This window comes from Kutzneria viridogrisea DSM 43870 (assembly GCF_000525635.1).
Lineage (GTDB): Bacteria > Actinomycetota > Actinomycetes > Mycobacteriales > Pseudonocardiaceae > Kutzneria > Kutzneria viridogrisea.
Genome location: NZ_CP007155.1, coordinates 6,615,374 through 6,640,559, shown reverse-complemented (window position 1 = coordinate 6,640,559; position 25,186 = coordinate 6,615,374). Strand labels below are relative to the sequence as shown.

At 70.7% G+C, this 25,186-nt stretch carries 20 protein-coding genes; 16 read left to right on the top strand and 4 right to left on the bottom strand.

Translation table 11 applies throughout. The features are described from left to right. Window positions 1-138: 138 nt before the first annotated feature. The 8 genes from KALB_RS29295 to KALB_RS29260 all read left to right on the top strand — a co-directional run bounded on the left by KALB_RS29295 (window position 139) and on the right by KALB_RS29260 (window position 7,799). Window positions 139-1,176 carry a LacI family DNA-binding transcriptional regulator gene (locus tag KALB_RS29295; protein WP_236650398.1) on the top strand — a complete coding sequence of 346 codons (1,038 nt, stop codon included), beginning with the start codon at window positions 139-141 and terminating at the stop codon, window positions 1,174-1,176. A 416-nt stretch (window positions 1,177-1,592) separates the two neighbouring features. Beyond that, window positions 1,593-2,096, top strand: a complete 504-nt coding sequence (locus KALB_RS29290; RefSeq protein ID WP_030111232.1) for a DUF6801 domain-containing protein — start codon at window positions 1,593-1,595, stop codon at window positions 2,094-2,096. A gap of 99 nt (window positions 2,097-2,195) precedes the next feature. Then, the gene (locus tag KALB_RS29285) at window positions 2,196-3,260 is read left to right on the top strand and encodes a ferredoxin reductase (RefSeq protein WP_201771837.1); all 1,065 of its coding nucleotides are present in this window, start codon (window positions 2,196-2,198) and stop codon (window positions 3,258-3,260) included. 14 nt (window positions 3,261-3,274) lie between these two features. Further along, window positions 3,275-4,516, top strand: a complete 1,242-nt coding sequence (locus KALB_RS29280) for a fatty acid desaturase family protein (RefSeq protein ID WP_025359241.1) — start codon at window positions 3,275-3,277, stop codon at window positions 4,514-4,516. Between the two features lie 84 nt (window positions 4,517-4,600). Then, on the top strand, window positions 4,601-5,425 hold the full coding sequence (locus tag KALB_RS29275) for a class I SAM-dependent methyltransferase (RefSeq protein ID WP_025359240.1): 825 nt from the start codon (window positions 4,601-4,603) through the stop codon (window positions 5,423-5,425). Between the two features lie 86 nt (window positions 5,426-5,511). After that, window positions 5,512-5,925, top strand: coding sequence for a VOC family protein (locus tag KALB_RS29270; RefSeq protein WP_025359239.1), 414 nt, complete (start codon window positions 5,512-5,514; stop codon window positions 5,923-5,925). A 143-nt stretch (window positions 5,926-6,068) separates the two neighbouring features. After that, a complete protein-coding gene (locus KALB_RS29265; protein ID WP_025359238.1) occupies window positions 6,069-6,587 on the top strand; it encodes a CHAP domain-containing protein in 519 nt (172 codons plus the stop codon). A 156-nt stretch (window positions 6,588-6,743) separates the two neighbouring features. Next, window positions 6,744-7,799 carry a sulfite oxidase gene (locus tag KALB_RS29260; RefSeq protein ID WP_035976535.1) on the top strand — a complete coding sequence of 352 codons (1,056 nt, stop codon included), beginning with the start codon at window positions 6,744-6,746 and terminating at the stop codon, window positions 7,797-7,799. Window positions 7,800-8,223: 424 nt separating this feature from the next. On the opposite strand, the gene KALB_RS48770 is transcribed toward KALB_RS29260, so the two are convergent. Then, window positions 8,224-8,430, bottom strand: coding sequence for a hypothetical protein (locus KALB_RS48770; RefSeq protein WP_030111229.1), 207 nt, complete (start codon window positions 8,428-8,430; stop codon window positions 8,224-8,226). 57 nt (window positions 8,431-8,487) lie between these two features. Next, complete coding sequence (locus tag KALB_RS48140; RefSeq protein ID WP_025359235.1) at window positions 8,488-9,012, bottom strand: hypothetical protein; 525 nt, start codon at window positions 9,010-9,012, stop codon at window positions 8,488-8,490. A gap of 510 nt (window positions 9,013-9,522) precedes the next feature. Here KALB_RS48140 and KALB_RS29245 point away from each other — a divergent pair. The 3 genes from KALB_RS29245 (at window position 9,523) to KALB_RS29235 (ending at window position 15,518) form a co-directional block, all read left to right on the top strand. Further along, window positions 9,523-11,517 (top strand): glycoside hydrolase family 31 protein, encoded by a 1,995-nt coding sequence (locus KALB_RS29245; protein ID WP_042222655.1) that lies wholly within the window; start codon window positions 9,523-9,525, stop codon window positions 11,515-11,517. Window positions 11,518-11,655: 138 nt separating this feature from the next. After that, complete coding sequence (locus KALB_RS29240) at window positions 11,656-12,981, top strand: apiosidase-like domain-containing protein (RefSeq protein ID WP_081789590.1); 1,326 nt, start codon at window positions 11,656-11,658, stop codon at window positions 12,979-12,981. 1,679 nt (window positions 12,982-14,660) lie between these two features. After that, a complete protein-coding gene (locus tag KALB_RS29235) occupies window positions 14,661-15,518 on the top strand; it encodes an HNH endonuclease signature motif containing protein (RefSeq protein WP_025359232.1) in 858 nt (285 codons plus the stop codon). Here the strand turns inward: KALB_RS29235 and KALB_RS29230 are convergent. Then, a complete protein-coding gene (locus KALB_RS29230; RefSeq protein WP_025359231.1) occupies window positions 15,499-16,251 on the bottom strand; it encodes an SAM-dependent methyltransferase in 753 nt (250 codons plus the stop codon). The genes KALB_RS29235 and KALB_RS29230 overlap by 20 nt on opposite strands. Window positions 16,252-16,517: 266 nt before the next feature. On the opposite strand from KALB_RS29230, the gene KALB_RS29225 reads away from it, so the two are divergent. Together KALB_RS29225 and KALB_RS29220 are read left to right on the top strand one after the other, a co-directional pair. Next, window positions 16,518-17,057, top strand: coding sequence for an RNA polymerase sigma factor (locus KALB_RS29225; protein ID WP_025359230.1), 540 nt, complete (start codon window positions 16,518-16,520; stop codon window positions 17,055-17,057). Beyond that, a complete protein-coding gene (locus tag KALB_RS29220; protein ID WP_148309709.1) occupies window positions 17,054-19,303 on the top strand; it encodes an EAL domain-containing protein in 2,250 nt (749 codons plus the stop codon). The genes KALB_RS29225 and KALB_RS29220 overlap by 4 nt, the downstream gene beginning before the upstream one ends. 63 nt (window positions 19,304-19,366) lie before the next feature. Here KALB_RS29220 and KALB_RS29215 read toward each other — a convergent pair whose 3' ends face one another. Then, on the bottom strand, window positions 19,367-21,199 hold the full coding sequence (locus tag KALB_RS29215) for a Xaa-Pro dipeptidyl-peptidase (RefSeq protein WP_042220910.1): 1,833 nt from the start codon (window positions 21,197-21,199) through the stop codon (window positions 19,367-19,369). A gap of 170 nt (window positions 21,200-21,369) precedes the next feature. Here KALB_RS29215 and lanL point away from each other — a divergent pair, with 170 nt between their 5' ends. From lanL to KALB_RS29205, 3 genes are all read left to right on the top strand, one after another. Further along, on the top strand, window positions 21,370-23,994 hold the full coding sequence (gene lanL, locus KALB_RS29210; protein WP_025359227.1) for a class IV lanthionine synthetase LanL: 2,625 nt from the start codon (window positions 21,370-21,372) through the stop codon (window positions 23,992-23,994). Then, window positions 23,984-24,115 (top strand): hypothetical protein, encoded by a 132-nt coding sequence (locus KALB_RS49975; RefSeq protein WP_268872225.1) that lies wholly within the window; start codon window positions 23,984-23,986, stop codon window positions 24,113-24,115. Before lanL ends, KALB_RS49975 begins: the two co-directional genes overlap by 11 nt. Before the next feature lie 64 nt (window positions 24,116-24,179). Then, window positions 24,180-25,166 (top strand): lanthionine synthetase LanC family protein, encoded by a 987-nt coding sequence (locus KALB_RS29205; RefSeq protein ID WP_030109437.1) that lies wholly within the window; start codon window positions 24,180-24,182, stop codon window positions 25,164-25,166. Window positions 25,167-25,186: the final 20 nt, after the last annotated feature.

The window sequence follows — 25,186 nt, the reverse complement described above, 5'->3', positions numbered from 1 at the left end:
CGAGCGCGGGAGCCGCCTCGACCCAAGGTTCTGGGAGCGCTTCCAGAACCGCGCTGGCGACCGGTTCCGGGCTGGACGAGGTCGAGGCGGTACTAAGCTGAGCGGGCTGTGGTACTCGAGGGTGACGCGGGGCAACGCATTGCCGGAGTAGGGGAGTCCGTGGTCGAGCAGAGCCGGGAGATGCCGACCCTGGACGAGGTCGCCAGGGTCGCCGGGGTGTCCCGGTCCACGGCCTCGCGGGCCATCAACGGGCAGGTCTACGTCAGTGCCAAGGCCCGCGAGGCGGTGACCAACGCGGTGGCCAGCCTGGGCTACAGCCCGAACCTGCTGGCCCGCTCGCTGGCGACCAAGCGCACCAACTCGATCGCGCTGGTGCTGTCCGAGCGCGGGGACACCGTGCTGGCGGACCCGTTCTTCGCGCGGGTGCTGCGCGGGGTGCACGCGGGCCTGTCCGGCAGCGGCATGCAACTGGTGCTGCTGATGGCCCAGGACGAGCAGGCCCAGGGCGAGCTGGGGCAGTACCTGTGCGCGGGGCACGTGGACGGGGCGCTGGTGGTCAGCCTGCACGGGGACGACCCGCTGCCCGACCAGCTCGCGAGCTCCGGCCTGCCCGTGGTGCTGTTGGGCAGGCCGCTGGCGAAGGTGGACGTGCCGTACGTGGACGCCGACAACTCCACCGGCGGGGAGCTCGCGGCGGCACACCTGGTCGAGCGCGGGCGGCGGCACATCGCCACGATCGCCGGACCGCGCGACATGGCGGCGGGCATCGACCGGCTCTCCGGCTGGCGGCGCGGCATGACGGCCGCCAAGCGCAGGCCCGCGGGCGTCGTGCACGCCGACTTCACCGCGGCCGGTGGCGCCGCGGCGATGCGCGAGTTGCTGGCGGCGTACCCCGAGGTGGACGGGGTGTTCGCCGCCTCCGACCTGATGGCCGTGGGTGCCATGCAGGTGCTGCGCGAGGCCGGTCGGCGCATCCCGCAGGACGTGGCCGTGGTCGGCTTCGACGACTCCGAGTTGGCCGAGACTGCGGTGCCCCCGTTGACCAGTGTGCGCCAGCCGATCGAGGAGATGGGCAGGGCCATCACCCTGCGGCTGATCGCGCAGATCAACGCCGTGGCCGACCAGCCGTCCTCGGTGCTGCTGCCGACCGAACTGGTCCCCCGCGAGAGCAGCTGAGTCAGCGCAGCAGTAGCACGGCCAGCTCGTCGAGCAGTTCGCTCACGCGGTCGGGCGTGGCGCGGGTCAGGGCGCGCGAGAGTCTACGGCCGACCGCTGCCCGGCCCGTCCCGCAGCGGCTTCGTCACTGCGACCCGCATATCGCGCTAATCGGCGGACTCACGTTTAAAACCAGATCCGTGGGCGCCCCGACTGTTTCGTGACCGGTGATTAGCGCGCATTGACAAACTCCTCGTGCACGGTTGTGCCCGCGAATTGGCTGCCATTACGGTCGGCTGCGCTGGTGGACCGATCTCAATGACGAGGAGGAATCGACAGTGGCAGCGATCACGCACCGGGCGAGGAGCAGGAATGCGACCAGAGCTGGAGTGCTCACCGCCGTCACGGCTGTCGCACTGGGGGTTTTCGGAGCGGGAATGGCCGCGGCGGCTGACAAGTCGCTGACCTTCAAGGGCGCATTCCCGCTCATCGGTCAGCAGAGCGTGCACACCGTGGTGCACGTGAACATCCCGGCCAAGGCCACGCCCGGTCAGGCCCTCACGGTGCCCTTCAGCATCGATGTGGACGCGGGCAAGGCGGCCGGTGACGGGCTGCGCCTGGTCGGGGCCAAGAACGTCGCCGGGACGATCAAGTCCTCGGTGACGCTCAAGGCCTCGGACGGCAGGACCGTGCCGCTGCCGATCGAGCTGCCGATCCCGAAGACCGCGGTGCCGCCGCAGGGGGCGCTGACCTTCGCGGCCAAGGGCTCGGTGCGGTTCACCGTGCCCAAGGGCGTGGCGGCCGGTGCCGCGAAGACCTCGGTGGACGCGACGGCCACCACCCACGTGGTGACCGACAGCTCGCTGGGCCAGTTCGACGTCAAGCTCACGCTCGACCCCGCTGGGCAGGACACCGTCCTGGGCAGCACGCAGGTCGGCTGATCCACCCTCCCGGTGCGGGGCGGGTACGTCCCGCACCGGGACCCTCCACTGAGGACTCAACCCATGACCGAGCGCGGCGCACGTCCCAAGGTTCCTTTGGTGCGCAAGCAATTCCTGCGGGCCGTGCGCTCGCTGTTCTCCCCGCTGCTGCCCGACGACTACCTGGAGCTGATCAACCCGCTGTGGTCCACCCGCGAGCTGCGCGGACGGGTGGAGCGGATCGAGCGGGAGACCTCGGACACCGTGACGGTGCTGATCCGGCCCGGGTTCGCCTGGCAGGGCCACCGTCCCGGCCAGTACCTGCGCATCGGCGTGGTCATCGACGGGGTGCACCACTGGCGGGCCTACTCGCTGACCTCCGACCCCGACCGCGCCGACGGCCTGATCAGCGTGACGCCGAAGCTGGTCGAGGGCGGCAAGGTCTCCCCGTACCTGGTGCGCCGCCTCGCCCTGGGCTCGGTCGTGCGGCTGGGCCGCGCCGAGGGCACGTTCACCCTGCCCGAGCGCGTACCGCCCAAGCTGCTGTTCGTCAGCGCGGGCAGCGGCATCACGCCGATCATGAGCATGGTGCGCAGCCTCGCCGACCACGGGCAGCTGCGCGACGTGGTGCACCTGCACTCGGCGCGCACCGAGCAGGACGTGATCTTCCGACCGGACCTGGCGGACCTGGACCGGCGCCACGAGGGCTACCGGCTGTACCTCCAGTTGACCGCGGAGCACGGCCGGATGTCCCCGGCGGACCTGGACGAGCTGTGCCCGGACTGGCGTGAGCGGGAGGCGTTCTGCTCCGGACCTGGCGAGTTCCTGGACCAGCTCACCAGCCACTTCGAGCGCGAGGGCAAGCGGGAACGCCTGCACCTGGAGCGGTTCCAGCCCAGGATCCTCGGCGGTGAGGTCGAGCCGGGCAGCGGTGGCCCGGTGCGGTTCCTCAGGGGCGGCAGGAACACCGAGTGCGACGGGCGCACGCCCATCCTGGTCGCCGGTGAGCGGGCCGGACTGGAACTGGCCTACGGCTGCCGCATCGGCATCTGCTTCACCTGCGTGGGCCGACTGCGCTCGGGCCGCGTCCGCGACCTGCGCACCGGCGAGGTGTCGGGCAGCACGGGGGAACTGGTGCGCACCTGCGTCAGCACCGCCGAGGGCCCCGTCGAGATCGAACTCTGAGAGCGAGCCACACCATGACCCAGTCCCAGATCCCGAGCCCGATCGCGCACCTGAGCGCCGAGCAGGTCGAGCAGCTCGGCCGCGAGCTCGACGCCGTGCACGCCGAGGTGTTCGCCGACCTGGGCGACCGGGACCGCCGCTACATCAAGGCGGTCATCGCCGTGCAGCGCCAGCTGGCCGTGGCCGGGCGCGTGCTGCTGCTGGGCTCCCGGTTCCGGCCCGCCTGGCTCGCGGGCACCGCCTGCCTGGGGGTGGCCAAGATCCTGGAGAACATGGAGATCGGCCACAACGTGCTGCACGGGCAGTGGGACTGGATGAACGACCCGTACATCCACTCCTCGACCTGGGACTGGGACACCGCCTCCACCGCCGAGGCGTGGAAGCACTCGCACAACTACGTGCACCACACGTTCACCAACATCCGCGGCAAGGACAAGGACCTCGGCTACGAGATCATGCGGATCGACCCGCACCAGCCCTGGCACCCGGTGTACCTGTTGCAACCGTTGTACAACCTGCTGCTGATGGCCCTGTTCGAGTGGGGCGTGGCCCTGCACGACCTGGACCTGGAGGCGATCCGCGCGGGGGAGAAGCCGGTTCCCCAGGTGGTCGAGGAGCTCAAGGGCATCTCGGGCAAGGCCCGCGACCAGGTGGTCAAGGACTACCTGGGCTGGCCCGCGATCAGTGCGCTGGCAACGGGTCTGGTCGGGCTGGTGGCCTACCGGGCGCGGGGTCGCACCGGCGTGCTCGGCGCCGCGGCCCGGCTGGCCCGGCGAACCTTCGTCAGCACCGCCGTGGCCAATGCCGCCGCCAACGTGGTGCGCAACGTGTGGGCGCACGGCATCATCTTCTGCGGCCACTTCCCCGACCAGACCTACACCTTCAGCGAGGAGGAGGCCCGCGACGAGAGCCGTGGCGGCTGGTACGCGCGCCAGCTGGTGGGCGCGGCCAACATCGAGGGCGGCCCGCTGTTCCACGTGCTCAGCGGCAACCTCGGCTACCAGGTGGAGCACCACCTGTTCCCGGACATGCCCAGCACCCGGTACGCGCAGATCGCCCCCAAGATCAAGGACATCTGCGAGCGCTACGGGCTGCCGTACAACTCCGGGCCGCTGCTCAGGCAGTGGGGCATGGTGCAGCGCACGATCCTGCGCCTGGCGTTCCCCGGCGGCAAGCCGCGCCCGAAGCCCGGGCCGTACCGGGGCGGTGACCGGCCGGTGGTGAGCAGTCCCGAACCGGTTCTTGTTGACCGCTGAGCAGGTTCGCGAGGCGGCCTTGCCCGGGGGACCGGCCCGGCCTAGGGTCCGGCCACAGTGATCACACGGTGGAACGGGGCGGGAATGCTTACCAGTTACCAGGAATCCGTCGCGGGGGCCTTCGACCGCTCGGCCGAGAGCTACGACGCGGTCGGCGTGGAGTTCTTCCAGGTGTTCGCGCGGCAGCTGTTGGACGATCTCGTTGTGCGCCAAGGGGATCGTGTGCTCGACGTGGGCTGTGGCCGCGGCGCCGTGCTGTTCCCGGCCGCCGAACTGGTGGGGCCGAACGGGTCGGTGACCGGGATCGACCTGTCCGAGGGCATGGTGCGGCACACCCTCGCGGAGATCGAGGGCCGGGGGCTGTCCAACGTCACGGCCCAGGTGATGGACGCGCAGCGGCCCGCGCTGCCCGGCGGCGCGTTCACCGCGGTGCTGGCCTCCTGCGTGGTGTTCTTCCTGCCCGACCCGCTCGCGGGCATGCGCGCCTGGCACGACCTGCTCGCGCCCCGCGGGCGGATCGGCATGACCACCTTCGCCTCCGGCGACCCGAGGTGGGCTGCCGTGGAGCAGGTCTTCGCGCCGTTCGTGCCGCCAAGCACCCTGTGGGCGCTGGCCGCGGCGGCACAGACCTTCGGCAGCACCGAGTCCTTCGAGCGGGCCGTGGCCGCCGCGGGGTTCGCGGGGATCAACTCCGTGGTGCGCGAGCACCCGATCCACTTCGCCGACCGCGAGCAGTGGATCAGGTGGTCCTGGTCGCACGGCCAGCGCATGTTCTGGGAACTGATACCCGAGTCTCAGCAGCGGTCCGTGCGCGAGCAGGTGCTCGAGTGCCTGCGCCCGCTGTGCCGCGAGGACGGCAGCCTGGTGCTGAACCAGGTCGTGCGCTACACGGTGGCACGGCGGGACTGATCACTCCGATGGCGGTTGCCTTCGTGTTGCCGGGGTGTATTTGATCTGCGAGTATCACACTCCGTCACGAATCGAAGGAGCGTTCGATGACCGCTCGGCTCAATCCCTACATCAGCTTCTCCGGGGACGCCCGGCAGGCGATGGAGTTCTACCAGTCCGTCTTCGGCGGCGAGCTCGTGCTGAACACCTTCGGCCAGTACGGGCCGCCGGACTCACCGATCGCGAACCAGATCATGCACGGCATGCTGGAGACCCCCAGCGGGTTCACGCTGATGGCCTCGGACACCCCGCCCGGCATGGAGTTCAAGCCCGGCACCACCATGACCGTGAGCCTGAGCGGGGACAGCGCCGAGGAACTGCGCGGCTACTGGGACCGGCTCTCCGAGGAGGGCTCCGTGTCCGTCCCGCTGGAGAAGCAGATGTGGGGCGACGAGTTCGGGGCCTGCGCCGACAAGTTCGGCGTCTCCTGGATGGTCAACATCGGCCAGCCGCAGAGCTGAAACCCTCTCACTTCCGAGCTGGGCCCGTGACCTGAGCCACCGTGGTCACGGGCCCTTCCTCTTGCTGCAACGCCCCTTCCGGCCATCACGCGGCTGGCTCCATGGTGTGCGGGTACGTGTCACGCGCACCTGAGGAGCCCTGCATGTCCACCAGAAACCGCGTTGCCGTCCTGCTCGCCGGCGCCGCCGCGATCGGCTGCGCCGCACTGCCCGCCCAAGCCGCCGCCGCGCCCAGCGACGTGCGCGCCAGCATCGCCAAGATCGCGCTCGGCGAGGTCGGCTACGAAGAGGGATCCAACAACTGCAACAAGTACGGCCCCTGCGAGGAGTGGTGCTCGCTGTTCGCCACCTGGGTCTGGAACAAGGCGGGGGACGCCATCCCGCACTACGCCTACACCGGTGACGTCTACGAGTGGGGCGTGCGCAACGGCCGGGCGCACGCCAGCAACACCGGCATGAAGCAGGGCGATGTCGTGTTGTACGGCACCCGGGACAACAGCCTGCACATCGGCGTGGTCGTCTCGGTCGCCAGCAACGGCCAGATCACCACCGTCGAGGGCAACGACCGCAACGCCGTGCGCAAGGACGGGCCCTTCGACCCGACGCACGCCAAGGCCGCCGGGCGGCCCGGCAACATCTACGGCTGGGTCTCGGCCGTGTAGCAGCGCACCGAGGAGGACCCCTGCACGGCTGCCGAAGCCGTGCAGGGGCCAGGGTGCGGGCTCGGTGGTCACCCCTTCAGCCCATTCCGCAGTGCTATGAGGACATAGCCACCTTGGGCTTCTGCTTGGGATATCCGATTCGTCAGGCTGAGTGGTATGACGGCACCGTGGGGAAAACGCGGGGACATGATCGTCCACGAAAGTGAACCGTTCAACGCCGAGCCGACCCCCGCGGCATTGGCGCGGGCGGTGTTGACCAGTACCGACGCGTTCTACGTGCGCAACCACGGTCCAGTGCCGGAACTGGACCCGCGGACGTGGCGACTGTCCGTACGGGGACTGATCGCCCGGCCACTCACGTTGTCGTTGGCGGACCTGCAAAGCCAGTTCGACCACCACCGGGTGATCGCCACCATGCAGTGCGCGGGCAACGGCAGGGCCGGGTTGATGGCGGTGCGCGCCATGCCGGGGCACCCGTGGCAGCGGGGCGCGACCGCCACCGCGACCTGGACCGGGGCCCGGCTCGCCGACGTGCTCACCGCTGCCGGCCTGGACACCACCCGCGGTCACGTTGCCTTCGAAGCCCCTGACATCGCCGTGGACGCCTGCCCGCCGCAGCGTTTCGGTGCTTCCATTCCGCTCGCCAAGGCGATGAGCGACGAGGTACTGCTGGCGTGGCGGATGAACGGCCAACCGTTGCACGCGGTGCACGGCGCGCCGGTCAGGGTGGTGGTGCCCGGCTACATCGGCGCTCGCAGCGTCAAATGGGTGGACCGCGTCACGGTGCGGGAACACCCGTCGCTGAACTACTTCCAGGACGTCGCCTACCGGCTGGCGGGGCAGGCGCTGGGGCCGATCGCGGTGAACTCCGCCATCCTCGCCCCGGACGACGGTGCCACCGTGGCCGCCGGACCGGTCACGATCACCGGATATGCCATGGCCGGCGACGGACGCGGCATCACCCGCGTGGAGGTCAGCCTGGACGGCGGTCGGCAGTGGCACCGGGCGGAGTTGGGGAGCCGACTCAGCCAGTGGGCCTGGCGTCAGTGGAGCATCACCCTCGACCTGCCGCCAGGCGAGGTGGAGGTGACTGCTCGAGCGTGGGACGTCACCGCGGCCACGCAGCCCGAGCACGAAGCACCGCTGTGGAACCCCAAGGGATACGCCAACAACGCCTGGGCGCGCACCCGCTACCTGGTCAAAGCCAAGTGAGCTCGACCGGTCCACCGACTCCCAGCCTGCTGCGGTGTCACTCCAGGTCTGGCGGGCCGGTAGTCACCGGTATTGCGCTTGCTGAGCTTGTAGGTGTGATGTCGGTTGGCGATGGACAGGCGATGACCATCGCGGTATGCCCAGGTCATGAGGTATCCACAAGCGAGCCGCCAGGCCCCGGCGCGACGCGCGCTCGAACGCGACGACCAGATGGTAACCGGCTGGATGAAACAGGGGTGGCCCCAGTGATGGCCCTCGAGGACGCTGCGGGATTCTCGCGGACGCCGCCCACTCCTGGGCCTGGCGCGGCCACACGCTGATCGTGCGGGTAACAGGGTCGCTCCCGTCCTAGCTGCGGTGTACCGTGCTGGCCACCGGGCGTTCACTGATCCCGAGGACCTGATCTACGCCGTCTGGCGAGGCTTTACGTCAACTCCAGTACCGCCACGACGTCCTCGACGGCTGCCCAACCGGTACCGGGCTCCTCGGAGAACGCCCGCAGGAGGTACTTCACCGTCTGGGCTTCCAGCGCCTTGCCCCGCGCCAGTACGGAGGCCACCAGGTTCGTGATCTGGCTGATCTGCTTGGGGAGGGCCTGGTCCTCTGTTCGCCTCCGGATTCCGTTCCGCATCGGAAGAAGAGAACGGATCGAGAGGGCCATGATCGGGACGAGGCCTTCCGGGCTCGGCTAGGTCTCGTTCCCGCGTGGCTCGCCGGCGTAGGGAATCCACTCGAACCCCTGCGCGAAGGAGTGGAAGCCTGTCGTGGAGCCCAGTGCCAAGCGGGCCTCGCTGGACAGGACCAGACCAGGAAGGCCGCCGACGCGCAGCTCCTCTGACCAGTCCACCCGCAGCTCGTCCAAGTCTACGAACCCCTCCGGGTCCCACCCGACCATCGCGGCCTGATAGCCGTCCAGTCGCTCCAACACTTTGTACAAGCCGTCGCCCAGTGCGGACAGCTGGGCCTTGTTCAGGATGGCGCGCTCGATGCTGCGGTCGTGCGGCAGTCCCCACGACACGCCCATCGGAGCCACCGCCAGCTCCACATAGCCAACTCCCGCATATGAGATGGCATCGCGCAGGAACGGCGGGTGCAACCCGATCAGACGCTCGTCCACCGGGACCGGCCCCATCGTCGCGAGTGAGTCACGGGCTTGCTCGGCAGCGGATCGTTCCACCCCGAAGTTCATCACCAGTTCGAAGATGACCGCCATATCGACACCGGGCTCTCACAAGGTCAGGACCACCGGGCCGAAGACTACCCACTCCCGATCGAGACGCCAGCCCAAGACCGGCCATCGTCGCAGCCTCGGTCTCTTCCCGCCGTCCAGGGAGCAACGGAGCGCTCGTCAAGTCAGCCTTTTGCCGTTGGGCCGGACCTCTTCCTCCCGACAGGGTTGGTATGCCGCACTCGCCCTGGCGCTGGCGCGGTCGGCCAGTGCATGCGCGTCGGGGCAGGCCGAGTTCGGCGTTGCCCGGCCAGTACGAGCCGACCTTCACCCCGGCGGTGTGCGCGGTGGCCGTCGACTTCACGGTGAACCGGCTCACCGACTCCCACACCGCGAGTCCCGCCGACAGGCGCACGAGTCCCGTTCACCAGGGCGTGACTCACGCGCACCAGAGCGGGACTCGCGGGTGGTGTCTTGACAAGGCCTGCGCGAATCTGTTTGTTTGTGACGTATTGCACCCTGCAATGAGCAATTTTGTGCATCGAGGAGGGCGGCATGCGCTCAGCGGTGATCGTCGGGCTCGTGGTCGTGGCGGCGGCGAGCACGGCGCCGGTCGCGGTGGCAGAGCCCCTGGGGCTGACCCGCACGGAGGGCGCCGTGACGGTGGCGGTCCCGCGCAGCGCGGGCGCACCGGGCTACCAGCTGCGGATCAGCACGGCGAGGTTGGGGCTCACGGCGCAGCGGGGCGGGGAGCCGCTGCTGCGCACGGCGCCGGACGCGTTCACCTACGGGGCCGGCGTGGCGACGGCCGTGCGGTCGGTGCAGGTGCGTGGGGACTCGGTGGTGGCGGAGGCGGACAGCAGCACGGGCCGGGCGGTGACGCTGGTGCTGACCCCGCGCGCGGACCGGTTCGACCTGCTCTGGTCGGTGGCGGGCGAGCCGCCGGGGGACCGGGCGGCGCACTTCGAGCTGGCGGCCTCGGGCCAGTGGTACGGCGGGGGCGAGACCAGCGAGGGCAAGGAGCAGCCCTACCCGCTGTCGGCGGGCACGGTCAACGAGCCGGAGTTCTCCCCGGCGAGCTACATGATGCAGGAGCCCTACTTCTACACCTCGAAGTCGATCGGCCTGTACGTGCGCACGGCCCAGCCGATGAAGGTCGCGCTGGCGCAGGGCAGGGCCGATCTCACGGTGACCGGTGCGAACGAGTTCTCCAGCACGGTGTTCGTGGAGTCCAGCCGCCGCGCGGTGTACGAGGACTACATCGGCGAGGTGGGCAAGCCGGCCAAGAGTGACGCCACCGACGAGGAGTACCGGCGTCCACTGTGGAACTCGTGGGCGCAGGACTACCGGGACATCACCCAGGACAAGATCCTGCAGTGGGCCGGTGAACTCAAGGCCGCGGGCGTTGCGGGGCACACGATCCAGTTGGACGACAAGTGGGAGTCCAACTACGGCAACATGACCTTCGACGCCACGACCTTCCCCGACCCGAAGAAGATGGTGGACACCATCCACGGCATGGGGCAGAAGTTCGGCCTGTGGACGACGTTCTGGGTCAATCTGGACTCCAAGAACTACGCCTACGCCAGGGATCACGGCTACCTGGTGCGGGCCAAGGGCGACAGCACCAAGCCCTGCACGGTGACCTGGTGGAACGGCACGGCAGGCATCATCGACCTGGCCAACAAGGCCGCCCGCGACTGGTACACGGGCAACCTGCGCGCGCTGATGTCCCAGTACGGGGTGGACGGCTTCAAGTTCGACACGAGGTTCTTCGACGACAGGTGCGCTACCTCCGACGGGCTCACCCCGCAGGACTACCAGCGGCTCGGCGCGGACATGACCGACCAGTTCGACCAGCAGGGCGTGGGCATCCGCACGCACTGGGGCAACCAGCGCTACGGTTTCGTCATCAGGGCGGTGGACGCGGACACCACCTGGACCGGGCTGCGCACGAGCCTGCGCAGGTCCATGGCGATCTCCGCCAACGGTTACCCGTTCGTGGAGACCGACATGATCGGCGGTTCGAACAGCATGCCGCCGCCCTCCCGCGAGGTGCTCGTGCGCTGGGCGCAGGCGGCCTCGCTGATGCCGCTGATGTACTCCTCGACCTCGCCGGTGCGCACCGTGGACACCACGACCGGCAAGCCGGTGACCTATCCCGCCGACACCGCGCGGGTGTACGCGCAAGCCGTGCGCACGCACGAGAAACTGGCCCCGTACCTGCTCGACCAGGTGCACACGGCGGTCGCCGAGGGCACCCCGATCATGCGGCCGGTGTTCTTCGACTTCCCCGCCGACCACCGCTTCGACGCGGTCGACGACGAGTGGATGCTCGGCCCGGCGCTGCTGGCCGCGCCGATGATCACCGAGGGCAGCGCGAGGGACATCACCCTGCCGGAAGGCCTCTGGTACGACCCGAACCGCGGTCAGGTGCTGTTCGGCGGCAGGGTGCTGCACGACTACCCGGTGCCGCTGGACACCACGCCGATGTTCGTGCGGCTGGGCGCACCCGGCGCGGTCGGGCTGATCGGTGCCCTGAACAGGTGAGGGCTCAGCGGGGCTCGTCGGTGACCAGGTCGACCGCGGCCTGGACGCTCGGCGCGCCCCGCCTCCCGGGCGGTGTATACACCGCTTGCGGTGGCAAGCACGCGCTGACAGGCTGCCCCGAAGCGAACAGGGGGCCTGATGGGACTTCGCGCGATGCTCACGACGCTGGTGCTGGTGGTGGCGGGGCTGGCGGTCCCGGCGGACGCGGCGGTGCCCAACCGCTACACGTGGCCGACCGGGGTCAGCGCCAACGGGCGGTACCTGGTGGACCAGCACGGCAAGCCGTACCTGATCGCGGGTGACTCTCCGCAGGGTCTGTTCGTCACCATGTCCGAGCCGCAGGCGTGGCGGTTCTTCGTCAACCGCAGGATCGCCGGGTTCAACGCCCTGTGGATCAACTCACTGGTCACCGTGGACCAGGGCGGCCGTCCCGACGACAGCACCTTCGACGGCATAGTCCCGTTCACCACACCGGGCGACCTGTCCACTCCGAACGAGCAGTACTTCGGACGGATCGAGCGCATGGTGGCCATGGCCCAGGGGCAGGGCCTCACGATCTGGCTCAACCCGGTGGAGACCTGCGGCCACCTGCCGCTGTTGCGGGCCAACGGGGTGGACAAGGCCCGTGCGTTCGGCGCCTACCTGGGCAAGCGGCTGCGGTCCTACCCCAACATCGTGTGGTTCAACGGCTGCGACCTGCAGACCTGGCGGGATCCGGCCGACACCGCGCTGGTGCAGGCCGTGGCCAGGGGCATCAAGGACGTCGATCCCGGGCACCTGCAGACCGTGGAGCTGAACTACCTGAGCAGTGGCTCGCTGGACGACCCGACCTGGGCCGAGTACATCAAGCTGGACGCGGCCTACACCTACTACCCGACCTACGCCCAGGTGCTCAAGGAGTACAACCGGCCGCAGCACATGCCGGTGTACCTGACCGAGGCCAACTACGAATCCGAGCACGACTACACCGGCCCGAAGACCCTGCGGCGCCAGGAATACTGGACCACGCTCAGTGGTGCGACCGGGCAGTTCTACGGCAGCGGCTACACCTGGCAGTTCAAGCCGGGCTGGCAGGACCACGTGGACACCCCCGGCACCGAGCAGTTCGAGTACGTCACCGACATCCTCCGCGAGAACCGTTGGTACGACTTGGTTCCCGACCAGCAGCACACCCTGGTCACCGCCGGGTACGGCACTTTCAACCCGTACGGCAACGTGAACGACAACGACTACGCCACCGCTGCCCGCACCGAGGACGGCAGCACGGCACTGGTCTACGTGCCCACCGCGCGCACGGTCACCGTGGACCTGGGCAGGATGCGCGGTGAGGTGACGGCCGTCTGGTACGACCCGACGAACGGGGAGTACCGGGACACGGCAGCCGACGGTAGCGGCCGGTTCACCACCCCGGGCCGCAACGCCGAAGGCGAGGACGACTGGGTGCTGTTGCTGCAGGCGGGGTAGGGGGTGGGGGTCGGCGTTGCGGGGTGGTGAGTTGGGGGTTGGGGGCGGTGTGTCCCGGCGTGGGGGCCTGGGCTGAGTGGCGTGAGTCCCGTTGTGTGTGGCGCGAGTCCCGGTCTCGGGTAGGTGAGTCCCGGTCTCCGGAGGGTGAGTCCCGGTCGGAGGTGTGAGTCCCGGTGTTGAGTGGGTGGGCTCAGGTTGTGGAGAGTGAGTCCCGGTGTTGAGTGGGTGGGCTCAGGTTGTGGAGAGTGAGTCCCGGTGTTGGGAGAGTGGGGCTCGGGTTGGGGAGAGTGAGTCCTGGCGTGCGGGGTGCGGTGGCGCGTGTCGGACATTGCGGGATGGCGTGTCGGCGGTTGCGGTGCGGTGTGTTCGACATTCCGGTGCGGTGTGTAGGGGCTTCTGGTGCGGTGTGTCCCGCTGTGGGGAGGGCGAGTCCCGGTCTTCAGCACGCGAGTCCCGCTGTGTGTGGCGCGAGTCCCGCTCTGGGGTAGGTGAGTCCCGTTGTCTGGTGCGCGAGTTCCGCTCTGAGGTGGGTGGGTCCCGGCTTCTGCCGTGTGTTGGTGCTTGCGGGGTGTACACGGGGTGTGGCGGGGTTGGGGGTGTGGGGTTGGTTTGGTGCGGGTCCCTCGCGGCGGCCCTAATCGGGGTAGTCGGGGCGTGGAGGACGCCCCGATTTCGCCAGCCAGCGTAAGGCCGCCGCTACCCGCACAAAACCAACCCCGGGTTGGTGGGCGGTGTGTCGGGGTTGGTGGTGCGTGGCGCGCGGGGGTGTGGTGCGTGTCGGGCGTTGCGGGGTGGTGTGTCGGACGTTCCGGGGTGGTGTGTTGGTGGTTGGGGTGCGGTGTGTTGGAGGTTGTGGTGCCGCGTGTTCGGTTTTGCGGTGCGGTGTGTTGGCGGGTGTGGGGTGGCGTGTTGGCGGCTGCGGGCGCGTGTCCCGCTGACCGGAGCGCGAGTCCCGCTCTGAGGGGCGCGAGTCCCGGTCTCCAGCAAGCGAGTCCCAGGCTGAGGGACGCGAGTCCCGGTCTGGGGTAGGTGAGTCCCGGGCTCCGGTGGGTGAGTCCCGCTGACCGGAGCGCGTGTCCCGTTGTGGGAGGGCGAGTCCCGGTCTCCAGCACGCGAGTCCCGCTTTCAGGTGGGTGAGTCCCGGGCTCCAGAGCGCGAGTCCCGGTGGGGGCGTGAGTCCCGGGCTGGGGAGGGTGAGTCTCGGCGTGCGGGGTGTGGCGGGGTTGGTGACGTGGGTTGGTTTGGTGCGGGTCCCTCGCGGCGGCCTGTGATCGGGGTTTCCGGGGCATGGGGGGATGCCCCGATTCGCCGACGAGCGTAAGGCCGCCGCTACCCGCACAAAACCAACCCCGGGTTAGTCACCCACATGGGTAGGCATTGGTGGGCAACGGTTTTGGTGCGATTTCGGGAGTAGAATTGTTGGTATGACAGCATTCGTGGAGACTCGGCCTGCCGCAGGGTTGTGGCGGTTGGGTGATGCGGAGCTGTTGGGCGAGTTGCAGGGCGCGGAAGTGGTTCTGCGGCAAGCCTATGCGAAGGTGTTGGGGTTGGTCGCGGAGGCCGAAGCGCGGGGTGTGGCGGAGCGGGTGGGGTATCCGAGCCTGAGTGAGTTGCTGCGTGGTGTGCTCTGCGTGAGTAAGAAGGAAGCTAGGCAGCGGATTGCGCACGCTGGTGTTCCGGTGGGGGTGGCGTTGGAGCCGGAGCAGTTGTCGGTGATCAACCGGGTGCTGCGGGAGTTGCCGCCACACGTGGATCAGACCGAGCGCGGACACGCGGTGGAGGTCCTGGCAGCAGCGGCCCAGTCGCTGGACGCGTCCAACCTGGTGCCGCTGGGCCGGGAGATCGTCAACCGGCTGGATCCCGACGGGGCGCTACCGGGTGAGGACGAGCTCGCCCATCCCCGACGGGAGTTCCGGTACGACACACGGCGGGACGGGTCAGTGCGGTTCCAGGGGTGCCTGGACGCGGAGACCGGCGCACTGCTGGGGGCAGTCCTCAGCCCGCTGGCGAAACCACACGACGCAGGCGACACACGCACCCTGCCCGAACGGCAAGGGGATGCGTTCGCGGAACTGCTGGAGACCAGCACCACGCCGACGGAGGGTGGGGAACGCCCGCACATCGCGGTGACGATCCCGCTGACAACACTCCAGAACGGGCTCGGCAGCGCCGAACTCGCCCCGTCAGCGATCCGCCGACTGGCCTGTGACGCGAAGGTCCTCCCAGTGGTACTGGGCAGCAACTCCGAACCGCTCGACGTCGGGCGGATCAGCTACACCGTGCCGCCTCACCTCCGACGAGCACTGATCGTCAGGGACAAGCATTGCGCGTTCCCGGGGTGCAGGCGAAGGCCGAGCAGTTGCCACGCACACCACATCATACACTGGGCCAACGGAGGAGCGACGGCGCTGTCCAACCTGGTGCTGCTCTGTGGAATGCACCACAGACTGGTCCACCACAGCGGCTGGACAGTACGAATCACCAACGGGCGACCGGAATTCACGGCACCGAGCTGGCTCAGCCGGAGGCGGGAATGAGTTCGCTGGCGAAGTCGGCCCTGGCCACGCAGCAGAACGCCAGCGATGGCTGACCGGTCGGCGGGTCCGGCCAAGTATCCGGTGTGGACATACCCGCGCCGTCCAGTCGCCAGTCGAGCAGCGCGGACCGGAACTCGGCCCTGCTGCGCGGGGTGCACCGCTGGGCGGCGGCGAACCGGGCCAGGCGCGCGCGGTCGGCAGGGGCGAGGTAGTCGGGGCTGAGGTGGCTGACCGCCAGCGCGCTGCCCTCGGCCACGGCGAGCCGGTAGCGGTGCAGCAGTTCGGGCACGTCCTCGACCAGGTGCAGCACGTGCAGCATCAGCACTGCGACGGGGCGGGACGGGTCCAGTACGCGGCGGACCGCCGGGTGCGCGAAAATCGTTGCTGGTGCACGGAGATCGGCCTCGACCGCCACGGTGTCGGCGGACCCGAGCACCAGGGCGCGGCCCTGCGCGGCGGTAGCCGGGTCGTTGTCCACGTACACCACGACCTCGCCGGGCGCGACCACCTGGTGCAGGTGGCCGGCGGTGGGCAGTCCGGAGCCCAGTTCCAGGAACTGGCCGATCCCGCGCTCGCGCAGCACACCGACCAGGCGGTGCAGGAAGCGCCGGTTCGCGCGGGCGAGCCGGGTGGTACCCGGTAGCTCGCGCTCCAGCACGGAGGCCGCATGTCGGTCCACGGCGCTGTTCAGCGCGCCGCCGAGGAGGTGGTCCCAGACCCTGGCCTGGTGCACGGCCCGCTCCTTCCCGCCTCCTCGATGGTAGGCGAAGGCAGCCACCTCATCGGGTGAACTGGTTAGCGGGAACACCCACTTGGGGCCTGCCCGGGCACTCGTGAGAGTAGATCGTCGCCACAGTGGCGTCGCCCGAACGGGAACGGAGACCGAGTGCTTGACCAGATCATGGCGTGGGGAGGTGCGCACCACCAGCGCCGGGGCCCGTTAGCGGTGCGGACACCCCCGGCCGCGAGGACCCCAGAACCGGGCGAGGACAACACGGCGTGAACAGCGCTCGCGACGAGTACCGCGGCCAGGAGCAGTTCCGGGCCGCGTTCACCGAGTTCTTCAACAGCAACTTCGAGGCCGTCGAGACCTACATCAGACGGTTGTGGCCTGCCGCCGACGCGACGGCGATCGCGCAGGACACCTTCGCGGTGCTGCTGTTGCGCTGGGACGAGATCACCAGCAGCAGGCGCGGTTACGCCTTCCGAGTGGCGCGGCACAAGACCATCGAGGAGTACCAGCGCCGCCGGGAGGTCGCCACCGGCCTGGCCGACGTCACCGGGGTGGACCGCATCGTGCAGCCGCACTACCCCAGCGACCAGGAGCACGTGGTCGCGGCCATCCATGCCCTGCCGCCCAGGCTGCGCGAAGCGATCTCGCTCTCGGTGCTGGACTGGCCGCCCACGCGCATCGCCAAGGCCATGCGGCTGCCGGTCAGAACGGTGCACGGCTACCTCAGCGAGGCCCGTGCCCGCATTCACGAACACCTGTACGGGCCGCGCCGCCGCCGCCACGTCGGGGCCGAGGACGAGGAGTGACCCCAGTGCTGACCACGCTGCTGACCCGGCTCACCGCGCTGCGCGGGGCCCGCCGCGACCGCAGGGTGCAGCAGCACCTGGACGGCCTGACCGCACTGGTGCTGCGAGAGAGCCGGGAGCCCACCGGACCGGCCGCGCGGGCAGAGATCCTCACCGGCCTGTTCCAGCAGGCGGGGTTCGGCCCCGTTCGGCGGCTGCGGGCCGCCCCGGGGGAACTGGCCCTCGCGGAGACCGCCGCGTCCTGGGAACGGTTCGTGCGCGGCAACGCCGTGATGACCGAGTCGTCCCTGGACACCCAGTCGGCGCTCGAGTCGGTGCTGCACGAGCTCGCCGACTGGGTGCGCGACCCGGCCGGACCGGTCCCGGAGCAGGTCGGCAGGCGGCTGGCTGACGAGCTGTGGCTGGACGCGGAGTCCTTCGGCCACGGGCTCATCCTGATCCAGGACCTGTGCGAGCGGCTGCACGCCGACCGCGCCGACCGGTTCCGCATGGTCTCGGCGCTGACCGTGGGCTTCACCCAGGGCACCCGGCAGCGGGTGCTGGCCGAACAGACCGCGATCCACCAGGGCCGTGCCGAAGCGCTGACCAAGGCGCAGCGGCACCGCAGTGCCCAGCGCGGCCAGTTCCTGGCCTGCTACGGGGAATTCGGCATCGCCATGGGCCTGCTCGACGCCGCGGGCCGGGTGCTGGTCGCCAACCCGGCGTTGCGCGAGCTGCTGCGGCGGACCGATGCCCAGTTGATCGGCACCGCGCTGTCCGAGCTGGTCGACCAGGTCGATGCCGGGCACACGGCCAGCGCCTGCGAGACCGTGCGCGCGCACTGCCCGCACGTCTACCTCACCGTGCGGCTGCGGGCCGCCGAGGTCCACCTGGCGTTGCACTGGTCGGAGGACGGCACTTCCGAGGGGGCGGTGCACCTGGTCGTCGACCACGAGCCGGTGACCCGGTTGTCCCCGGACTGGCTGCGCCAGGCGGCCGGACCCGACCCGGTGACCGGGCTGCCCGGCCCGCAGTACTTCGCCCACCGGTTGGAGCAGGCGCTGCGCGGGGCGAGCCAGCAGGAGCCGATCAGCCTGTGCCTGGTGCGCCTGCGCGCGTGGACGGGGGTGCGCAGGGCACACGGTGCCGCCGCGGCGGAGGCCGTGCTGCGCGCGATCGTGCCCCGGCTGATCGCGGCCTGCGACGCCGCGCACCTGCTGGCCCGGATCGAGCCGGACACCTTCGCCCTGCTGCTGACCGGGCGCGACGCCTGGACTCGCGGCATGGACCTGGCCGCGCGTTGCCGGGACTGGGTCGGCGCCGCGGTGCACCACGGGGACCGGCTGCTGCTGCTCGACCCGGCGGTGGCGTTGGCCACCAGCACCGGGCAGGTCGGTGGCCACGAGCTGGTGCGGCGTGGCCTGGGCAGGCTGGAGCAGCCCGGACCCGTGCTGGCCCCGGTGCCCCGCCCCGCGCCCGCCGAGCGGGACCTACTGGTGGAGTTGCCCGCCGCCTTCCGCCGCGAGGAGGTCGAGCTGGCCTACCTGCCCACGGTGCGGTTGGCCGACAACACCCTCGTCGCGGCGGAGGCCACCCTGCGTTGGCGGCACCCCACCCGGGGGCTGGTCCCCATCGACCACCTCATCCAGCGTGCCGAGGACATCGGCCTGCGGCTGCCGCTGACCGCACTGTTCCGCACGGCCTGCGCGCACGCCCGCGGCTGGCACGAGGAGCTGGGCCGGTCGGCACCGCACCTGATCGTCAACGTGCCAGCCTGGCTGGCCCGTACCGACCGGCTGGTCGGCCAGGTCACCGGGGTGCTCAGCAAGACCGGCCTGCCACCCGCTTCGGTCCACTTAGGACTGACCGAGGCGGGTCTGCTCTGCGAGCACGGCGGCATCCGGCCACACCTGCCGCTGCTGGCCGGGCACGGGCTCGCCCTGCGGCTGAACAACTTCGGCCTCACCTTCGCCCGGTTCGACCAACTGCCCGAGCTGACCCTGCGCGAGATCGCCATCCCCTCGCCCCGTGGACCGGGAGACGGGGCCTCGGCCGCGCAGTGCAGGCAGACCGTGACCGAGCACCTGGTGCGACTGGGCCGCCAGCTCAGCCACGCCATCACCCTGCAGGGCGTCGCCAGCGCCACCGACGTGGCGCTCGCCCACGCGATCGGCGCCGACTACGTGCAGGGACCGAGCCTGGGTGAGCCCTGCCCCGCCGAGGAGATCGCCCACCGGGTGCTGCACCCCGTGCCGCCGCTGCCCTGAGGGGGTCGCGTGAAGGTGGCTTTCACTCCACCCAGCGCAGTGAAAGCCACCTTCACGGCGCCCTCAGCCCGCCACGGGGATCCGCACGCTGCTGTCGTCCAGCGCCACCGAGACCTTGGTCCCGGCGGGGTAGTGCAGGGTGTAGTCCCGGTCGGTGACCAGCAGCACCACGCCGATGCGGTGACCGGCCTTGAGCTGGTACTGCCTGGGCTGCAACTCCCAGTCGAACCGGTAGCTGCGGCCGGCCTGGATCGGCTCGGTCTCGTCGGCGGCGTGCCGGTTGCGCACGTCCAGCCAGCCGCGGCTGATCACCTGGTACGGGGTCTTCGCGGTGCTGTAGGCGTACCGGGTGCGGCAGCCGGAGTCGGTGCCCAGCGTGTCGCCGAAGCACCAGCTGTCCTTGGTGGGGCCGAACCCGGTGATCCGGGTGTCCTCGCCGTAGTCGACAAGCAGCGCGCTCAGGTACGGGGACTTGCCGTCCACGGAGGCGCGCACACTGATCTGCGGGGTGCCCGAGACACGCACGTCACGCGGCAGCGGGGCGGAGAGGTAGAGCAGCCGGTTGGGATCTGCCTTGTCCGGTGCGGAGATCAGGCTGTCGGCGGTGCGCTGCGGGTCGTCGACGAAGCTCTGCCGCTGGGTTCCCAGCCGCAGGGTGAGGTCGCGCGCCCCCGGCTCGGGCCAGTCCCGGTAATCGGTCCACTTGCCCGGCGCGGTCTCGAAGTGCACCTTCGGCTCGCGGAACACGTCGTTGCGCACGTGGTACAGCTCGTGGTCGAACCACTTGTGCACCGCGTCGAGCCAGGACTGCTCGGCCACGTAGAGCGGGTCGTCGTGCCCGGCCTGGTGCAGCCACAGCTTGCGTGGGATGTCGTTGTCCCCCAGGGCAGTCCACAGGTCGGTGAAGTTCTTCGGCTTCACGTTCCAGTCGTTGATGCCCGCGACCTGGAACACGCTGCCGCGGTAGTTGCCCAGGTCCTTGGCGAAGTTGCGCTCGTCCCAGAAGTCGTTGTAGTCCCCGGAGACGCGGTCCATCCGCTGTTCCATCTCGCGGATGGGCGCCTCACAGACCGCGGCGTTCTTGCGGGTCAGCACCACCTTGGCGTGCAGGTCCGCGTCCTCGCCCACGTAACCGCCCGGTGCGACCACCGCGCCGTTGGCCCGGTAGTAGTCGTACCAGCTGGCGATGCCCGAGATGGACACGATGGTGCGCAGGCCCTCGACCCCGGTGCTGGCCACCGCCACCGGCAGCGTGCCGTCGTAGCTCTTGCCCGCCATGGCCACGTCACCGGTGGACCAGGAGGCCCTGATCTCCTTGCCGTCCTTGCCGAACGCCCTGGCCTTGCCGGTCAGCCACTGCACCACGGCCTTCATCCCGGCCTTCTCGTCCGGGCCGACCGCGGTGGGGCAGCCCTCGGAGTCCCCGGTGCCCAGGGTGCTCGCGCTGAGCACGGCGTACCCGCGCGAGACGAAGTAGTTGTCGTAGTAGACCCGGTCGTAGCTGACCGGCGGCTGCGCCCCGGTCGGCGGGGTCCACGGCGCCAGCCTGGGCACGTCGGTGACCTCGGCCGGGTGGTACGGCGGGTCCAGCGTGCCCCCGTAGTACGGGCTGGGCTCCACGATGCTGGCGACCTTCAGCGCACCGTTGGTCTCCTTGGGCCGCACCACGAACACCGACAGCCGGTCCCGTTTGCCGTCCCGGTCGCTGTCCACCGGCGTCTCCACGAACACCTGCTCGCGGATCGCCTGTGCGTAGTCGTAGACCGGTTTCGTCTCGTTGTCCCGGACCACCACGTGCTGCGTGCGGTCCTCGGCCGCCGCGGCGGGCGTCGCCACCACCGTCAGCACGGACAAGCCGACCAGCCCCGCGGCGGTGAGCACGCGCAAGCCTCGCATCGTCCCTCCCAGAAGTTGACGGCACGACTCTGCTGCCTGCGCGCCAGGCCCCGCAACCTACTAACGTCGCGGTGTCCGTTGACGCTTGCCCCATCGGCCGCCCTTCAGGGCGCTCTGACCAGCACTGTCGCCCTCTGCCCCGTGACGACGCTCACTGCCATGCTGGGCCGATGGCACTTCCGTCGATCGCGCAACGGGTTCTGCGCGGCTGGACGCTCAGCCAGGGCGAGACCTGGTGCTCGGCCACGCCGCCCGGTCACGTGCCGCGGCGGCAGGGCTGGAAGCTGCACGTGTCGGCCACGGCCGCCTCGGCGCCGCGGGTGCTGGAGCGGGCCCTGCCGGTACTGGCCGAGCACGCCTGTGCCTTCAAGTTCGCCGTCACGACAAGGGTCCTGGCCGAACTCACCGCCGCGCGCGGCCCACGCGCCCAGTCCGGCAAGTTCCTCACGGTGTACCCCGCGGACGACGAGCAGCTGCGCGAGCTGGCCGAGGGCCTGCACCGAGCAACCCTCGGCCTGGCCGGGCCGGTGGTCCTCTCCGACCGCAGGTACCAGCCGGGCAGCCTGGTGTCGTACCGCTACGGCTGTTTCTTCGCCCCGCCCGAGCTCAACGACGAGGGCTTCTACGAGGGTCGGCTGCGTGCCCCGGACGGCAGCACCGAGCCCGACCAGCGCAACGCCTGGTTCTCCCCGCCGCCGTGGGCGACCCCACCTTTCCCCGCACCTGTCACGGCCAGGGGCGGTCCCGTGCTGCTCGCCGGGCGCTACCTGGTCCGCGAGGCGATCCGGCACGCCAACCGGGGCGGGGTCTACCGGGCGCTGGACCAGAGCACCGGCCAGGACGTGCTGCTCAAGGAGGCCCGCCCGCACATCGGTTCCGGCCACGGCGACAGCGACGTCCGCGACTGGCTGCGGCACGAGGCCGAGGTGCTGGCCCGGCTCGGCCCGCGCGGGATCACGCCCGAGGTGCACGAGGTGTTCGAGGCCGCGGGCCACGTCTTCCTGGCCGAGGACCTGATCGAGGGCACCAGCCTGAACGAGTGGTCCGCCGGGCCCGAACTGCCCACGGTGGCTGCGTTGTGGCAGCTCGCCCGCGACCTGACCCGGTTGCTCGGTGAGGTGCACGAGGCGGGCTACGTGGTCCGCGATGTCAAGCCCAGCAACGTGATGATGACTCCGAAGGACACGCCGGTACTGGTGGACCTGGAGTGCACGGTCCCACTCGGTGGCAAGGCGTACGTCGGCGGCACACCGGGGTTCACCGCCCCTGAGCACCTGTCCGCACCTGAGGGTAAGGCGCCGCTCGGCCCGGAAGTCGACTGCTTCAGCCTGGGCGCCACCCTGCTGCACGCGGCGAGCGGCATCAATCCCGTGCTGGCACAGGACAGTGAGCCCGCCCGCCCCGACGCCGACCGGCTCGCCGCGATCGTGACCGCGGCGGCTCCGGACAACCCAGCGCTGCACGCGCTCGCCCCGCTGGTGCTCGGCCTCACCGCCGAGGTCCCCGCCCGCTGGTCCCTGCCCGAGGCGGCGGCCTGGCTCGCCGCCGAACCGCAGGTCCACGCCACCGAACCCGGTGTGGCCCTGCCCGCCAGCGCCGTGCGGCGCCTGCTGGACGACGGGCTCGCCCACCTGGCGCGGACCGCCGACCCCGCCGCCGAACACCTGTGGCCCCGGCCCCGCTCCGTGCCGCCCAGCGATCCGTGCAGCGTGCAGTTGGGAGCGGGTGGGGTGCTCGCCGTGCTCGACCGCGCGGTGCGCACCGGGGCATACCCGCAGGCCGAGACGACGTTGCGGGTCGCCGCGGACTGGTTGGACGAGCGGCTCACCCGGCCGGGGCGGGTGTTGCCCGGGCTCTACTTTGGACGGTCCGGCACGGCCTGGGCCCTGTACGAGGCGGCCCGCACGCTCGGCGACACCGCGCTGGCCGCCCGCGCCGCGGAGTACGCCCTGCGCATCCCGCTGGACTGGCACAACCCGGACGTCTGCCACGGGCTGTCCGGTGCCGGGTTCGCGCAGCTGCACCTGTGGCGGCGCACCGGCGACCAGCGCTTCGCCGCCCGCGCCGCGGAGTGCGCGGACCGCGTGCTGTCGCTGACCGGTACGGCCGAGCGCGGCGTGGACTGGCCGCTGGGGCCCGAGCACCGCGGGGAGCTGGCCGGGTCGGCCCTGTACGGGTTCGGGCACGGGGTCGCGGGCAACGCGGCGTTCCTGCTCGGCGCGGGCATCGCCCTGGACCGGCCCGACCTGGTCGAGGTGGCGACCGCTGGCGGGCACGCACTGTGCGCGGTGGCCGAACCGGTGGGGGATGCGGCGCGCTGGCCCAAGGGACCGGGCCGCACCGAGCGGATGGGCCTGAACCTGTGGTGCAACGGGGGTTCCGGCATCGGCACGTTCCTGATCAGGCTGTGGCGGGCCACCGACGAGCCGCTGTTCCTGGCGCACGCCGAGCGCGCGGCCCGCGCCGTGCACGACGACCGCTGGCGGCTGGGCGCGAGCGCCTGCCACGGGGTCGCGGGCAACGCCCAGCTGTTGCTCGACCTCGCCGAGATCACCGGGGAGCGGCGCTACCGGGACTGGGCCGCCGAGTCGGCGACCTGCCTGTGGGTGCGGGCCGCGCGCCGGGACGGGCTGCTGCTCGTGCCGGACGAGACCCTGCGCGAGGTGCACGCGAGCTACCAGATCGGACTGGCCGGAGTGCTGGACTTCCTGCTCCGCCTCAGCCACGGCGGCGGCCGAAGCTGGCTGCCGGACACCGACGAGCCGTGGGGAGGGGGTGACGAACATGGAGAGTGATGTCCTGGAGCTCCAGGCGCTGCCGGAGACCGAGGTCGAGCCCTTGGGCCCGGTGATGTGCTGCGACACCGACTGGACCAGTGGTCAGTGCACCGACATCGGACCGCGCTGTCACGCCTGATGACCGGGGCCGGTTCCGCGCGAGCGCTCGCGCGGAACCGGTCAGTCCACTGTGGAGGTTCGTGGTGAGCTGGCAGGCGGTGCACGGGCTCGCCGGGCGGCCCCGGCACACCCCGGACCGCGTGCGCCCCGATCTCGCCGACGGCGGTCCGGGTCTGGCCCTGGCCTACCACCAGCTGGACCGCTGCCAGCCGGGACGCGGCTGGGGTGAGATGGCCCGGGGCTACCTGGCCGCGTCCGCCGCGGGCGCCCAGCGACTCGGCGGGACTGGTGCCGCACCTGGGTTGTACGGCGGGCTCGCCGGGCTGGCGCTGGCCGCGTGGATCGTGACCGGCGATCCCGGTGTGCTGCCCGAGGTGCACGACAGCGTGCTGCGCCAAGCCCTCGTCCGCGCCGAAGCGCTCGCCGACCCCGCGCCGGAGCGGGCCGTCGACCTGATCTCGGGGCTGACCGGGACCGCCGCGTACCTGTTGTGCCGACACCCCGAGACCGATCATGTGCTGCGCGCGGTGCTCAGTGCCCTGGTCGCGCAGCGGTACGAGCTCGACTGCGGTGTGGCGCACGGGGATTCGGGGCCGCTCGCGCTGCTCTGCCTGGCCGCCGACTCCGGGGTTGTCGTCCCGGGGCAGCACGAGGCGATCGTCCGGCTGGCCGCGCGGCAGGTCGAGGAACTGCCGTTTGTGTCCTGGTGTCGTGGCGGCGCTGGGCTCGCGTGCGCCCTGTGGGCCGCCGGGGTCACCCTGAACGACGTGGGCCTCCGCGAGCGCGCGGTGCGCACGCTCAAGTCCGTGCACCGCCGGGCCGTGACCACCCCGTATCTCGGCCTGTGCCACGGCAAGGCCGGACTGCTGATCATCACCAACCGGTTCGCCCGGCTGACCGGTGACGGCGAGCTCGTGGCTGCCGCCGACCGGCTCCTCGCTGAGGTGGCCGCCACGCCCGTGACCAGTGGGCCGGGGCTGCTCGACGGTGCGGCTGGGGTGGTGCTCGCGCTGCTCGCCGCCCTCACCGAGGAACCGCCGACCTGGGCGCGGGTGCTGTTGCTGTGCTGACAGCGGGCGGCGTGAGTCGC